Source organism: Streptomyces sp. NPDC029292 (assembly GCF_055569295.1).
Map to the genome: position 1 here is coordinate 1 of NZ_JBVHXR010000015.1, position 14,294 is coordinate 14,294.

The 14,294-nt window shown below is 68.6% G+C and carries 13 protein-coding genes and 2 pseudogenes; 10 read left to right on the forward strand and 5 right to left on the reverse strand.

Translation table 11 applies throughout. The features are described from left to right. Positions 1 to 263 precede the first annotated feature (263 nt). Together ACZ4WS_RS29160 and ACZ4WS_RS29165 are read left to right on the forward strand one after the other, a co-directional pair. Positions 264 to 1,376, forward strand: coding sequence for a glycosyltransferase family 39 protein (locus tag ACZ4WS_RS29160; protein ID WP_467985012.1), 1,113 nt, complete (start codon positions 264 to 266; stop codon positions 1,374 to 1,376). A gap of 209 nt (positions 1,377 to 1,585) precedes the next feature. Continuing rightward, positions 1,586 to 1,780: a transposase family protein gene (locus tag ACZ4WS_RS29165; protein WP_467985450.1), complete on the forward strand. Its 195-nt coding sequence runs from the start codon at positions 1,586 to 1,588 to the stop codon at positions 1,778 to 1,780. A gap of 120 nt (positions 1,781 to 1,900) precedes the next feature. Here the strand turns inward: ACZ4WS_RS29165 and ACZ4WS_RS29170 are convergent. Together ACZ4WS_RS29170 and ACZ4WS_RS29175 are read right to left on the reverse strand one after the other, a co-directional pair. After that, positions 1,901 to 2,149: pseudogene (locus ACZ4WS_RS29170) on the reverse strand (IS701 family transposase); the annotation flags it as partial. A 179-nt stretch (positions 2,150 to 2,328) separates the two neighbouring features. Continuing rightward, on the reverse strand, positions 2,329 to 2,556 hold the full coding sequence (locus ACZ4WS_RS29175; RefSeq protein WP_467985013.1) for a hypothetical protein: 228 nt from the start codon (positions 2,554 to 2,556) through the stop codon (positions 2,329 to 2,331). 220 nt (positions 2,557 to 2,776) lie between these two features. Between ACZ4WS_RS29175 and ACZ4WS_RS29180 the strand changes: the two genes are divergently transcribed. From ACZ4WS_RS29180 to ACZ4WS_RS29190, 3 genes and pseudogenes are all read left to right on the forward strand, one after another. After that, entirely contained in the window at positions 2,777 to 3,451 is a 675-nt protein-coding gene (locus tag ACZ4WS_RS29180) for an HAD family hydrolase (RefSeq protein ID WP_467985015.1), read from the forward strand. 34 nt (positions 3,452 to 3,485) lie between these two features. Then, positions 3,486 to 4,002: pseudogene (locus ACZ4WS_RS29185) on the forward strand (IS5/IS1182 family transposase); the annotation flags it as partial. A 175-nt stretch (positions 4,003 to 4,177) separates the two neighbouring features. Further along, a complete protein-coding gene (locus ACZ4WS_RS29190) occupies positions 4,178 to 4,534 on the forward strand; it encodes a hypothetical protein (protein ID WP_467985019.1) in 357 nt (118 codons plus the stop codon). Between the two features lie 175 nt (positions 4,535 to 4,709). Here the strand turns inward: ACZ4WS_RS29190 and ACZ4WS_RS29195 are convergent, their stop codons facing one another. From ACZ4WS_RS29195 to ACZ4WS_RS29205, 3 genes are all read right to left on the reverse strand, one after another. Further along, positions 4,710 to 6,647, reverse strand: coding sequence for a serine/threonine-protein kinase (locus tag ACZ4WS_RS29195; protein WP_467985022.1), 1,938 nt, complete (start codon positions 6,645 to 6,647; stop codon positions 4,710 to 4,712). Between the two features lie 276 nt (positions 6,648 to 6,923). Continuing rightward, complete coding sequence (locus ACZ4WS_RS29200; protein ID WP_467985025.1) at positions 6,924 to 7,706, reverse strand: class I SAM-dependent methyltransferase; 783 nt, start codon at positions 7,704 to 7,706, stop codon at positions 6,924 to 6,926. A 293-nt stretch (positions 7,707 to 7,999) separates the two neighbouring features. Beyond that, on the reverse strand, positions 8,000 to 8,341 hold the full coding sequence (locus tag ACZ4WS_RS29205) for an ankyrin repeat domain-containing protein (protein WP_467985027.1): 342 nt from the start codon (positions 8,339 to 8,341) through the stop codon (positions 8,000 to 8,002). Between the two features lie 577 nt (positions 8,342 to 8,918). On the opposite strand from ACZ4WS_RS29205, the gene ACZ4WS_RS29210 reads away from it, so the two are divergent. From ACZ4WS_RS29210 to glpK, 5 genes are all read left to right on the forward strand, one after another. Beyond that, positions 8,919 to 10,109, forward strand: a complete 1,191-nt coding sequence (locus ACZ4WS_RS29210; protein ID WP_467985028.1) for an MFS transporter — start codon at positions 8,919 to 8,921, stop codon at positions 10,107 to 10,109. Positions 10,110 to 10,403: 294 nt separating this feature from the next. Next, positions 10,404 to 10,772: a VOC family protein gene (locus tag ACZ4WS_RS29215; protein ID WP_467985030.1), complete on the forward strand. Its 369-nt coding sequence runs from the start codon at positions 10,404 to 10,406 to the stop codon at positions 10,770 to 10,772. Positions 10,773 to 10,880: 108 nt separating this feature from the next. Next, entirely contained in the window at positions 10,881 to 11,414 is a 534-nt protein-coding gene (locus ACZ4WS_RS29220) for a diadenosine tetraphosphate hydrolase (RefSeq protein WP_467985032.1), read from the forward strand. 361 nt (positions 11,415 to 11,775) lie between these two features. Then, positions 11,776 to 12,621 carry an MIP/aquaporin family protein gene (locus ACZ4WS_RS29225; RefSeq protein WP_467985034.1) on the forward strand — a complete coding sequence of 282 codons (846 nt, stop codon included), beginning with the start codon at positions 11,776 to 11,778 and terminating at the stop codon, positions 12,619 to 12,621. Between the two features lie 24 nt (positions 12,622 to 12,645). Continuing rightward, complete coding sequence (gene glpK / locus ACZ4WS_RS29230) at positions 12,646 to 14,163, forward strand: glycerol kinase GlpK (RefSeq protein WP_467985036.1); 1,518 nt, start codon at positions 12,646 to 12,648, stop codon at positions 14,161 to 14,163. Positions 14,164 to 14,294 lie beyond the last annotated feature (131 nt).

Genomic DNA, 14,294 nt, shown 5'->3' on the forward strand with positions numbered 1-14,294 from the left:
TGCAACGACTGGCCCGGGCCCCAAAAGACGCGGCGCCGGCCTGAGCCTCTACCAGGTCGTCCGCGAGCTGCAATTACTCCTCGCCCTCTGGACCGGTGCCTGCCCCACCTGCCACCGCGACATACCCACACCGATACGAACCTGACCAAGCCCTACTAGGGTCCCGACTGGCCGACCGGTGCACGGGGCTGGCCGCGGGCCTGGCTTTCGCCCTGATCCCCGCGGTCCAGCAGTATGCGCAGGAGGGACGCTCGTATGCTCTGGTGACGGCCTGTGCGGCACTGGCCTGCTGGCTGCTGGTCGCTTCGGTCGACAGCCCGGGCGCAGGCCGCTGGGTGGCGTACGGCATGACGGTGCTGATGGCTGCACTCCTCAGCTGGTTCTCACTCCTGGTGCTGTTCGCACACGCCGTGACGATTGCCCTCGCCCGCCCGTCCCGCGCGACCGTCCTGCGATGGGGAGTCGCCTCGTCCGCCGCTGTGATCGGCACGCTGCCCCTCGTCATGGCGAGCAAGGCCCAGTCGGGGCAGGTCGCCTGGATCCCCCCAATCAGCCAGAGCACACTGCTCGGCCTCCTGCTGACACTGCTCGCGGGCGCGCTCTGCGCGTGGCTCGCACGGCCGAGGGAGAGCCACCGCACGCCCCGCGGCGCCCGACTCCCGCTCACCGCGGTCGCCCTGCCACTGCTTGTCCTGCCTCCACTCTTACTGCTCGCCGTCTCCCTGGCCCATCCCGTCTACCTCGCCCGCTACGTCCTGTTCAGCCACCTCGGGCTCGCCCTACTCATTGGCGCGGCGTGCCGCGCACTCGCGTTCCGGCTGCCCACACCACCTCGCCGACTGGTCGTCGCGGTCATGGCTCTCGCCTTTCTCGGGCTGCTTCCCGTCCAGCTGTCACTGCGCAGCGCGACCGGCCGGATCGACGATGTGCTGTCCACGGCCGAGAACGTCTCTGCGATCCGTGAGGCGGGTGACGGGGTGCTGTACATCCCCGCGGCGCGCCGTGACACTGCCCTTGTCTCGCCCGCCGAATTCACCGGGATCAGAGATCTGGCGCTGGTCCGGGACCAGCTGGAATCCGGCACCTTGAACGGCGTGGAGGGCACCCCGCAACAGATAGCGGACGCCATGCTGGCCGTGCGCCGCATCGTGGTCGTCAGTGACCAGAGTGCGTCGTCCGCCACCACAGAGCGCGACCGGGCCAAACAGCGTGTCCTGGAGGCGCACTTCGTCCGCAGCTCCGAAACCAGCGAACGCGGCCGCCGGGTCACGGTGTACCAGCGCCGCCACAGTCGGCGCGATGAACTGGGGCCGCCCGACGTCAGGCCATCGCTCCCCGAAGGGGGAGTCCCTGCCTCACGCGGTCCCTCCAGCTGAGCTCCACCCATCACTGATCAGTGGGCGGGGAAGTTCAAGGCTCTACCAGAGCTTCGTGAATCCCCAGGCCGGCGGAGGACTGCGGGAACTGTTCGGCAGGGGATCTCTCGGTCATGGAGGTCTGTTCGCTGGATAACGTGCTGTTCCCGGAGATCGATGTGCGGTTGGAGCAAGTGGTGTTCACCGCAGAGGCGTTGGTGGTGTCGGCGATGGCCTGCGGCCCGGCGCCCCGCTGTCCGAGGTGCCGGGCGAGAGCCCGGCGGGTGCACTCCACCTGTCAAAGACGGCTGGCCGAGCGCCCGCTGTCCGGGCGGAAGTTACAGGTCAGGCTCCGGGTGAGGAGGTTCTTCTGTGACGGCCGTCCTGCAAACGGAAGACCTTCGTCGAGCAGGTCAACGGGCTGAGCGAACGGTATTGGCGCTCCAGCCTCGGCGCGAAGCAGTGACTTCGCGCCGTCGCCGTCGAGCTCGGTGGCCGGGCCGGTGAACGGCTGTGCCAGCCACTGCACTTGGCGGCGGACCGCAGCAAGCTGCTGGAAGCGCCGACCACAGTTCCCGGTCGCCGGCCGCATGTCCATGCGGGCTGGACATAGGCGAGGTAGACGGCAACCTGGCTGTTCTCCACCACCAGCACCACGTCGTCCTCGCCCAGTTGCTCGACGACGTAGCCGCGGAGGGCGTCACGGACCGCATCCGCATCACACTTGGCCCGCGACAGCAGGTGCTGCAGGCCGTACGGGCTCGTGTCTCCCCGGCCTGTTCGGCCAGCGTCCAGCGTCCAGCGTCCAGCGTCCAGCCGCAGAACGAAGATCTGGGCCAGGGCGAGCAAACTCGGGGTAGGGGTCACAAAGACCTGCTGCCAACCACGGCTAACCGGCGCCACAACCACTCCTGCCCCTAAAAGGTCCTCTCAGTTGGCGATACGTCGGTGGCAGATGAGGGATTGGCTGCTGCTACACGCCGTTTGCCTCCTTGAGTAGACGGCGGGCTCGCAGCAGGCGGGCCAGGGTGTAAACGCGTATGGCGGTGAATACGAGGACTGCGGTGCCGATGACGGCCATGACAGGTTCCCCATCCCGGACAGCCGCGTAGAAGAGAAAACCGCTGAAGGGGACGCCGAAGGCGACGAGGAGGGGCTCGCGGACCCAGAACGGGAGAACGCGGAGAAGTAGTCCGAGCATTCGGTCACTTCATCAGGTCCATGCCAGGGGGCGCTGTGGCGGAGCCCACAGTTCCGGTAGCGGGAGTTCACTTTCTCAAGCGCGGGTGACGGGGGGAATATTTTCCTGCGTCAGTCAGCAGCGGGCGTCGGCCGCCGGGTACTTGGAACTGTCGCCGGTGCAGCTCGGCATAAGGGTTGTCCCGCAGCGTTCCTTCGGGACCTGCTGGCATGATCACGGCGTGACCAGTGAACTTGCGCAACCCGGACCCAAGTACGTCCTCTTTGATGTGGACGGCACGTTGATCGACGCTGCGGACAACCAACGCCGGGTCTGGAGCACGTGGGCGGCGCGATACGCACTGAACCCGGATGAGGTCTACCAGGTGGCACTGCGGACGAGGCCCATGGAGACCTTTGCAGCTGTCGCTCCGGACCAGGATCCACAGGAGTGCCTGGGTGTGCTCCACGAACTGGAGGACGAGGACGTGCAGTCCGGTATCTATGCGGCCTTCGACGGTGCGTCGGAGCTGCTGGGTGCTCTGCCGCCGGGTTCCTGGGCGCTGGTGACCTCGAACTACGAGCACCGTGTGCGCGGACGATTTGCCCGGACCGGTTTGCCGGTTCCCGGCGTGGTCGTGGATGCCGCCTCGGTGGCGGAAGGCAAGCCGTCGCCCGTCCCCTATCTGCTGGCCGCGCGGCGGCTCGGCGCCGAGCCGAAGGACTGTCTGGTCATCGAGGACGCCCCTTCGGGAGTGCAGTCAGGGCTCCGTGCCGGCATGACGGTGTGGGGGGTCAACGCTCCCGCCGCGGTGCTCGGCGTGCACCGTCACTTCGGGAGCCTGCTCGCAGCAGTGCCTGACATCCTCGCCTTCGCTTCCGGAACCCGGCTAGAGGGGTCAGACACATTGAGATGATCTTGACGTGGCTGGTGTGATCACGGCGTAGGAGCTGCCTTGGACAGCCTCGTCGTTCGCCGGACTGAACCCTCGTCAGTTCACCAAGCTGATGACCGCGCTGCGGTGAGAAGGCGTTGATTCCGTCCGTCGCGGTCGGCCGTGGAGTCTGCCGCTGGAAGAGCGTGCTCTGCTGGTTGCGGCGTGCTGGCGCACCAACCCGCCGCTGCCGCGACTTGCTCCGCTGTTAGGCGTCTCGACACCCCCGGTCGATCTCATCGTCGACCGCCTCGGCCCGATGGTCGTCCTCAAGTCTCGCAAGCGGTTCGCCAAGGACACCCTGGTCATCGAGGGCTCCACCGTGGTCCGCACCCGCGACCACGCGATTACCGAACGGCATGGTCGGTACGACCCTGCCGGGCAACGAGCCGACTGCAAGGCATGGGAAGAATCCGGCGCCAAGGCCGCCGCCGGGAAAGACCAGCACGATCGCGAGCGGCTGCTATCCCGGCACCGGACTCGTCATGCCACACCGACGCGACGCCGCAGGGGCGACGAATTACCCCGACTGGCCGGGCCTCGGTCACTGATGCCCGCCGTCTCGCTCACCGAACGGGGCGCCTCGGGAACATTTCGGGGGCCGCGGCTCGACGGCACCCTCGTATGTCACAGGTTCACGCCGGAGCAACGGTGCCCTTCACTGATCTCAGCTACTCCGAGCAGGACCACGACATCACGGGGGCACATATGAACCGTAGGAAGAACATCCTCGCAGCCGGTCTGGCCACGACGGTCTCGGCTCTGGCCTTCAGCGTCGGCGGCCTTGCCGTCCCGGCGCAGGCCGCACCGTCCGGCCAGGTCGGCGCCCAGGCAAGCGTCGACTGTGACGGCTGGGTGCACAACAACAATCCGGACCACGGCATCGCGGGCTGCACGAACAACACCGACCGCACCATTACCTTCCGCGCCGAGGTCGTCTGCGGCTGGGCCCCGGACGTCTCGGGCCAGTGGGTGACGCTGGCCCCCGGGCAGTACGGCGAGTCCTCGGGCGTCTGCGCGTTCTACAGCACGGGGGTCGGCAGCGTGGGCTGGACGATCCAGTAGGAGCAGGGAGCGCGCCGAGCTGAGCGGCCAGGGGGCCGGGACCTCGTCGACGTCCCGGCCCCCTGGCTCCGAGCGGCGCATGTCGGCTGGGGCCCAGGGCTCGAGTGAGACACGCCGCGCCATCGACGGCGGCGACGGCAGGATCGAGGGGTACGCCTGATCGCTGACCGGCCGGTCAGCCGCCCACCGGGGCTACCGCGTTGCGCCAGACCTTGACGTCCACCGTGATGTAGTCCGTCGTGTCCGGCGAGGGCGCCGTGCCGCGGAAGGTGATGAGGCCCACGTGACCGGTTCCGCTGATCACGCACAGCCGGTCGCCGACGGCGAGGTCTCTCACCCACACGTACTTTTCACTGCCGGTCTGTGCGAGGCACGAATCCAGTGTCCCCGCGGTGCGGGGCGCCAGGCGGGTCAGCTGGCCCTGGCTGGTGGAGCCGGGGGCCACGACGGCGCCGGAGGAGTACACGGCGTAGGTGAGGTCCTCGTCGCTGGTGCCCGTGTCGGCCTTGGCGCGTACGGGGCGGTCGCCCAGGTACAGATCGTGGCTGGCCGTCATGCGAATGCCGGTATAGGTGACGGACGCAGGCTGGGCGGCGGCTGTCGCGGTCGGCCTGCGGGAGGCTGCCGACGTCTGGGAGGTGGTCGGTTCGGCGGAGGCGGGCGGGGCAGTGCGGGTCGGGGATGAGGAAGGGTTCGCCTTCTTCTTCGCCTTGGTCTTCTTCGACGGCGATGCGGACGGCTGACCGGAACCGGTTGGGTTCTGCTCCCCTGCCGGGCTCGACGACTGCCCGGCCTGTCCACTCGCGCCGTCCGCCCCCTCGTCGGGACGCAGGACGCCGGACAGGAACAGGGTGCCGGTCACTGTGGCCGCGGTCAGGACGACCGCCCCACCCGTGACCAGCCCGCGCCGCCTGGTACGGCGCCGCGGCGCAGGTCCTACGAGGATGGGACCGGTCGGCGCGACGTGCAGCGCACCGCCCGCGCCCACACCGGGGGCCGCAGCACCGGAAGCGGCCATTGCGGTGAACGCGCTGCCGGGGACGCCGCCGACGCCCGGAGCCGCTGGACCAGGAGCGGCCGGCGGACCGAACTCACCCGCGGTTACGCCCGCCCCGGGGAACGCGCCTCCCTGTCTCAGGGCGCTCTGCCGGGGGACGCGCAGGGCCATCGTGTCCGCCCGGGACGGCTGCGGCTCCGGCTGGCGCACCGCGTGCTGCGCGAGCTGCCCCGCCACCGACGCCGGCAGCCAGCTCTCGGCGCGGCGCAGACCCCCCTCCGGATCGGCGGCTGCGCACAGGCGTATGACGTCGGCCGGGGTCAGCCGGCGCGCCGGTTCCTTGTACAGGCAGCCGGCCACCAACTCCGCCAGGTAGTCAGGCAGTTCGCCGAGCTGCGGCTCCTCGTGCACGATGCGGTACAGCACCCCGTGCGAGGGCCCGTCACCGAACGCGCCCGCGCCGGTGGCGGCGAAGGCGATGATCTGGCCGAGCGCGAACACATCGGCCGCGCCGGTGATCTCCCCGCCGAGTGCCTGCTCGGGCGCCATGAAGGCGGGCGTCCCAATGGCGGATCCGCTCTGGGTGAGGGCCGTGGCGTCCACGGCGCGCGCCACCCCGAAGTCGATGACGCGAGGCCCGTCGAGAGCGAGCAGCACATTCGACGGCTTGAGGTCGCGGTGCACGATCCCGGTGCGGTGGATGTCCTGGAGCGCCTCGGCCACACCCGCTGTCAGCAGCAGCACCGTCTCCTTGGGCAGCGGCCCGTTCTCCTGGACGGCGTCAGCGAGGGAGGGGCCGGGAATATAGGCGGTGGCGAGCCACGGCATGGGCCCCTCGGTGTCGCTGTCGAGGACGGGCACGGTGCACACGCCCTGGACGCGGCGGGCGTTGGCGACCTCCTGCCGGAACCGGTCGCGGAAGCCGGGGTCGTCGGCGAGCTCGGGGCGGATCACCTTCACGGCGACGGCCCTTCCGCCGGGTGTGTGGGAGAGGTAGACACGCCCCATGCCCCCGGCGCCGAGCCGCGCCACCAGGCGGTATTCCCCGGCGGTACGCGGATCGTCGTCCTGAAGCGGCTCGAACTTCCCCGCACCCGTCCCCGCACCCGTCTGCACGTTCCCGACTCCCGTAGCGCTCTACTGCTTGTCACACAACTGGTCGGAACCCTATCGGTGTTGGGTGCCCCGGGTCCGCGAGCATCCCCGGCTCGACCACGAGTGGTTCACCGTCCAGGTCTCCCGCTCGACATGAACTTCCGCCAACTACCCAGCTCCGGCTCGCCCGACCGCTCGTCCAAGACCTCCGGCTGGGGCTTTGACCGGCTACGTTCGCCGAGTTGTCGGGAGGAAGTGGTCGGGCAGGGAATGCCGTGATGACGCCGCCGTATGGGGCTATGGTGCGGACGGGGCCCGCTGTGCGGTGAGCACGGGCTGGTAGTACCCGGTGGAGTCCGGGGTGTGCCAGGTGATGTCGGTGAAGCCGGCTTCAGCCACGAACTGTGTCACCTGCGGGCGGGTCAGCGCCCAGTTCGTGGTCCGGCGTCGTCGAACCGCCCAGGTGTTCGCTGCGGGGATGAGCTGGAAGTGCTCCAAGTCGTAGTGTTCGCCGTCCTCGTGCCAGTGCCACAGCTGAAAGGTGATCACCTTGCCGTCGGGGGTTTCCACGACTTGGGGAGGTGTGGCGGTGGGTTTGGTCCGGCGGGACTCGTCGTAGGCACGGACAGTGATCGCCAGCAGCCCCCCGTTGCGGAGGACCCGTCGCATGCCGAGGAGGGCCCCTTTGACGTCCGGCGCGGACAGCAGGTGCGGGAGCGCGTTGTCGGCGCAGACGACGAGGTCGAAGGCGGATGACGCAAACGGCAGGAGGCGCATGTCTGCGGCGGCGGCCGGGAGGTTGGCGCCCCGGGCAGCCGCCTCGGCCGCGGCGCGTGCGGCGGCAAGGGGACTCAGGTCACTGCCGACGACCTTGTGCCCGCGCAGGGCCAGCCCGATCGCTTGGGTGCCGATCCCGCAGGAACAGTCCAGGACCGTATGCGGTCCCGCTCCCAGACGCTGACGGACAAGCTCGCCCAGCGCCTGCGCCTGGCGCGCCATGCTCGCATCCCAATCCTGGAAGATCAGGTGGTAGTCGGGGGCCAGGTCGTCGTAGAAGTCCCTCACCGAGGATGTCGACATGTAGCCACGCTAGTACGGATTGCCGGGTTGCGTGGTCAGACCGCTGTGCGAAGTGGCCTGCCTCTGATGCCGATCTCGAATTCGCCCCAGCGGTTGTGCTTCTCGCTGCGGATGCGGGCGCGTTCGCGTCGTTGTGCGGCCAGGGCGTTTGCCGAGCCAAGAGGCCCAACCCATGCTTCTCGCCATGGAGTGCCGCCCTGCGGCGCACGGCGCGCGCAGTGGTAGCGGGGATGAGACGTCCACGTCCATCTGCCAAGCGGCATGAATCCTGCAACGGCATGACCAGTACCTCGTCAGCGGCTCGGCTTCAAACCTCTGCGGCGATCGATGTGCCTGTCCAGCAGGCGTAGGGCCATGTCGTGGTCATAACTGGAGGCCATGTCCCATGGAGTGCGCCCATCAGGATCCGCAAGCTGCGGATCAGCTCCATACGCCAACAGCACTGCCGTCGTGTGAACGGTCAGAGGCTGTCCACTCTGCAGAGCGCTGTCGCCTTCTACGTCGATGGCGTGCGTGAGCAGAGTCGTGTTGCCGAAGACCTCGTTGGGATCCCATCCGCCATCCAAGAGCCGAGCCAGCGTCTCCACATTTTCGAGTTCTACGGCTTGATGAGCGGGTGTCCAAGTGTTTTCCACCGTCCCATCCCACCTCACCGCCTCAACTTGGCACCCCTTGGCGGTCGCACTCCCCACGCAACTCGACGATCTCTGAGCGGAGGGGACGACTGCGCGATATCCGAACGCCCCGCATCAGCCAGGTTCACGAGCAGGTCGTGGCAACGGCGTCGCCCCTGGGGCATCACGGGCGCACCAGCGGATGTCACACCCGGCACATAGTGTGCCCGGAGAGACAGCTGCCAAGGGGTGGAGGAGTGCAGATGACGGGGCTGGACTGGATGTACGGTCGGGATCTTCCGTTGTTGAGTTTGACGTTCGCGCGTGACCTCACAGCCCGAGAGCTTCTGGAGCGGATGGGCGCGGACCCTGACACCCTGGCCCTGCGACTGCGCGTGGACGCCACCGTCGCAGATGGCGTCCATTCAGGCAGGGGGCGCCTTCGGGATGGTGTGCAGGTCTCGACACGGGGATCGGGTGATTGGTGATTGGGGAACGGTTCTGCTGTTTGGTCGGTCTCCTTCGGCTCCCCCGTACCGGCGGCTCGCCGGGCACGCCGTGCCGGACCCGGGCGGCGTGCGGGGATACCGTCGGCGGCATGGACGGTGATCGCCGAGGGTGGCGTCAGTGTTTGCTCGGCGGGGCTGTGTTCGCCGTGTGCATGGCCGGCACCACGCTGCCGACTCCCCTCTACGGCCTTTACCAGGAGAAGTTCGGGTTCTCCGAGCTGACGGTCACCGTCGTGTACGCCGTGTACGCCTTCGGGGTTATCGGCGTGCTGCTGCTGGCGGGCAACGCGTCGGACGCCGTGGGCCGGCGTCCGGTGCTGCTGTGGGGCCTGGGATTCGCGGCGGCCAGCGCCGTCTGCTTCCTGTGCGCCACCGGGCTGGGCTGGCTGTATGTGGGGCGGCTGCTGTCGGGACTGTCCGCAGGTCTGTTCACCGGGGCTGCCACGGCGTACGTGATGGAGTTGGCACCGTACGGCGGAGCCTCCCGGGCCACGTTCGTGGCGACGGCCGCCAACATGGGCGGGCTGGGCTGCGGTCCGCTGCTCGCCGGAGTGCTCGCGCAGTACGCTCCCTGGCCGCTGTACCTGCCGTTCGTCGTGCACCTCGCCCTGGTGGCCTGCTCGGCCGCCGTCCTGCTGTGGCTTCCGGAGACCGTACGGGAGCGGCAGTCGTTGAGCACCGTACGGCCGCAACGGCCCGGCCTGCCCACGCAGGTGCGGGCGGTGTTCGGGCCGGCGGCGATCGCTTCGTTCGTGGGGTTCGCATTGTTCGGGGTGTTCACGTCGGTCAGCCCGGCGTTCCTCGCACAGTCCCTGAACGTGCACAACCACGCCGTGAGCGGGTTGGTCGTCGCGCTGGCCTTCTTCGCCTCGACCGCCGGGCAACTGGCCGTCGGCCGGGTCGGAGTGGGGCGATCGCTGCCATTGGGCTGTGCCGGACTCCTCGCCGGGCTGGCGCTGCTCGCGGGCGCGCTGCGGTGGGACCTGCTGCCGCTGGTGGTGCTGAGCGCGATCGTCGGCGGGGGCGGGCAGGGGCTGGCGTTCCGCGGGGCGCTGTCCGCAGTGGCCGAGGCGTCTCCCGCGGACCGGCGCGCGGCGGTGATCTCGACGCTGTTCGTGGTGGCTTACGCGGGCATCTCGGTGCCGGTGATCGGTGTAGGGGTACTGGCGGGTCCGATCGGCCTGGAGGGCGCAGGGCTGGTGTTCATCGCGTGCATGGCCGTCCTGGTCTCGACCGCGGCCGTCTACCTGCTCCGGCGTCCGGTACCGGCGAGGACGTGAGCGCGTACGGACGCGGTGACCCACACACGCCTGTCTGCGGATGCGGCCGTGACCCGGACGGGGTGCCGCGCGGAGTGCTGTCCGGCGGCGCGCCGTACCGATCAGTGCACGAGACGACTGCCAGAGGCGGGCAACTGACGTAGTCATCACGGAAGAGCGTGGGGGCTGTCCATCACGCCGACTCTGCGCCGAGGCTCTGCGCCGACGCGAAACCAGATCGCGGAGTTTGATGCTGATCCTTATGTTGTGACATCACGCAAGTCCGAACAGTGCGATAGTCGTTACGGAGTTTCCATGCCCGCGAAGATGAAGCTAACGGCGATAACATTCGACTGCTCTGACCCTTTGGCGCTGGCCGCGTTCTATCAGCAGGCCACCGGGCTCGAGCTCCACGCTGAATCCAACGGTGACTTCGCCGGGCTCACCCGCGGGGACGGGCTCCTCATCGGTTTCCAGCAGGTCGACGACTACCAGGCTCCGCGCTGGCCCGACCAGACCGTGCCGCAGCAAGTCCACCTTGACTTCGCGGTCGATGACCTTGACGAGGCTGAGGCCCTGCTCCTGAAGCTAGGCGCGGTCAAGCCTGAGTACCAACCGGGCGGCGACAGGTGGCGGGTCTTCACCGACCCGGCCGGGCATCCCTTCTGCCTGACCAGAGGCTGAGTGCCCACTTGCGTATCGCGGATCGGCTGTCCGCAGTGACGATCAAGAGCATGTGGTCCGGGTTGCGGTCGATGGCTGGCTGATCAGCGGTATGTAAGGTCGCCGATCGTGACCAATGACTGGCGGAAGGACCGGATCGGCAGCGCGCTCCGGGGCGAGAATCCCACGGTGCTGCGGACGCTGGAGGCGGGGTTCGCGGTGATCGGGGATGTCCAATTCCTCCCGGGGTACTCGGTACTGCTCGTGGGTGATCCTGCGGTGCAGCGGCTGTCGGAGCTTCCCAAGACCAAGCGGCTGGCGTTCCTGTCCGACATGGACAGGCTGGGCGAGGCCGTCGAACGCGCGTGCAAGCGGCTGGATCCGGCCTTCCGGCGGGTCAACCTGGAGATTCTGGGGAACACGGACACGTTCCTGCATGCGCATGTGTGGCCGCGGTTCGCATGGGAGTCTGCCGATCTTGTGGGTAGGCCCGTGTGGCTGTATCCGCCAGAACGGTGGAGCGACGAGCGGTATGCGCTCGGCCCTCAGCACAATGCCCTGCGCGAGGCGATCGGCGAGGAACTCGACCGACTCGCATGCCGCAACACCGAGCACTTTCAACAGAAGATCACGGACAGTAGTCACGGACGGCTGTCCAGTTGACCCTGGACCGAGTGGTCTAGGTCGTGTTCTAGGTACGTGTCCACGTTCAGGCCGAGGTCCCCGACGACGGCCGTGATCAACACCCGGCATGCGGACGTCTACAGCCGACGCCGCAGGTAGCCGAGAAGGCGGTCCGCCGGCGGGCACCGCCCCATCTGGTGGAGCGCGAGTAAGCCGGTCTACCACCGCGCGCGAGCCGTGTCCGCGGGCTCGCCTCAAGGGGCTCAGTCTAGGGGAGATCACCCCACCGAAGGGCGATATCTCCTTCCTGTGCGATTTGATGGTGATCGTCCTACGCTGATACGGGGAGGGCTCGGGCAGTTCGACGGCCGGTCCTGCGCCGGCGGGAAAGCGGGCTTCCATGGCTGAGCGACTCAAAAGGCTGGGGCTCATCGGCGAGGTGTCGGCCGAATTCCTCGGCACCATGATTCTCATCCTCTTCGGTGTCGGCGTGGTGGCCCAAGTGGTCGCCGGTGGAGCGCTCACAACGCCACCCGGTGGCCTCGGCAACCACGACAGCATCGCCTGGGCGTGGGGCATCGGTGTCACCATGGGCGTCTACGTCGCGGCACGGCTGAGCGGTGCGCATCTCAATCCCGCGGTGACCGTCGCCTTGGCCACGTTCAAGGGATTCCCGTGGCGCAAGGTGGTGCCCTACGTGCTGGCCCAGACGGCCGGCGCCTTCGTGGCGGCTCTCATCGTGCGCTGGAACTACACCGAGGCGCTGGCGAAGGCAGACCCCGGACACACCATCAAGACGCAGTTCGTGTTCTCGACGCTCCCCGCCAACGGCAATCCGAACCTGCCGGTCCACGAGTGGGGCGCGTTTCGTGACCAGGTCATCGGCACGGCGATTCTGCTGCTGCTGATCCTGGCGATCACGGACCTGCTCAACACGCCTCCCGGCGCCAACCTGGCCCCGTTCATCATCGGCCTGGTCGTCGTGGGGATCGGCATGGCATGGGGCACCCTCGCGGGCTACGCGATCAACCCGGCGCGTGACTTCGGTCCCCGGCTGGCCAGTTTCATCACGGGGTACGGCGGAGCATGGCGAGATCAGTACGGGAACCTCTACTACTGGGTGCCGATCGTCGGTCCGCTGATCGGTGGTGTGCTCGGCGCCGGCGTGTACAAGGCCTTCATCGGCCGGTTCCTGCCCACGGCAGAGCCGGAGCCCCCCGGACGTGTCCCCGCCCCCGAGGACTGACACCCACCAGAGAGGCGACACGCTATGGCGGACTTCGTGGGCGCGGTGGACCAAGGGACCACCAGTACTCGATTCATGATCTTCGACCACGCCGGCAATGAAGTGGCGAAGCACCAGCTGGAGCACGCCCAGATCCTTCCGCGCTCCGGGTGGGTCGAGCACGACCCGGTGGAGATCTGGGAACGCACCAACTCGGTGATGCAGAACGCCCTCCGGCACGGGAACCTGTCCCCGGAAGACCTGGCGGCGATCGGCATCACCAACCAGCGGGAGACCACCGTGGTCTGGGACCCGCGCAACGGCCGTCCCTACTACAACGCCATCGTCTGGCAGGACACCCGCACAGACTCCATCGCCGCGGCCCTGGAACGTTCGGGCCAGGGCGATGTCATCCGCCGCAAGGCGGGGTTGCCGCCGGCGACCTACTTCTCCGGCGGCAAGATCCAGTGGATCCTGGAGAACGTCGACGGCGTCCGCGAGGCGGCGGAGCAGGGGAACGCCCTGTTCGGCAACACGGACTGCTGGGTCCTGTGGAACCTGACCGGCGGCCCCAACGGCGGCATCCACGCCACCGATGTGACCAACGCGAGCCGCACCATGCTCATGGACCTGGAAACCCTCGACTGGGACGACGAGTTGCTGGGCTTCTTCAACATCCCGCGGGCGATGCTGCCCACCATCAACCCCTCGTCCCACCGGGAGGCGTACGGGGTGACGCGCACCTCCCGGCCGCTGCAGGCCGCCATCCCCATCACCGGGGTGCTCGGCGACCAGCAGGCAGCCACCGTCGGGCAGGTCTGCTACGCGCCGGGTGAAGCCAAGAACACCTACGGCACCGGCAACTTCCTGGTGCTCAACACCGGCACAGAACTGGTCCGCTCGCAGCACGGCCTCCTCACCACCGTGGCCTACCAGTTCGGCGACAGCCCGGCGATCTACGCCCTGGAGGGCTCCATCGCGGTCACCGGATCCGCGGTGCAATGGCTGCGCGACCAGATGAAGATCATCAAGAACGCGGCCGACAGCGAGACCCTGGCCCGTACCGTCGAGGACAACGGCGGCGTGTACTTCGTCCCCGCGTTCTCGGGCCTGTTCGCCCCGTACTGGCGCTCCGACGCCCGCGGCGCGATCGTCGGCCTCGCCCGGTACAACGACAACGGCCACCTGGCCCGGGCGACCCTGGAAGCCATCTGCTACCAGAGCCGCGACGTCGTCGAAGCCATGGAACAGGACTCCGGAGTCCACCTCGACGTGCTCAAGGTCGACGGCGGTGTGACCGCCAACGACCTGTGCATGCAGATCCAGGCCGACATCCTCGGCGTACCGGTCAGCCGTCCGGTGGTCGCCGAGACCACCGCGCTGGGTGCCGCCTACGCGGCGGGTCTGGCCACCGGCTTCTGGCAGACCACCGACGAACTGCGCACCCACTGGCAGGAGTCCAAGCGCTGGGAGCCCCAGTGGTCCGAGGACCAGCGCGCGGAGGGTTACGCGGGCTGGAAGAAGGCGGTGGAGCGCACGCTCGACTGGGCCAAGGTCGAATAGGAAACAGGAACGCTTCCCCTCCGGCCGCAAAGGGCGCGTACAGCCGGGGGGGGGGGGGGGGGGGGGGGGGGGGGGGGGGGGGGGGGGGGGGGGGGGGGGGGGGGTGGGGGGGCGGGGGGGGGGGGCTGCGC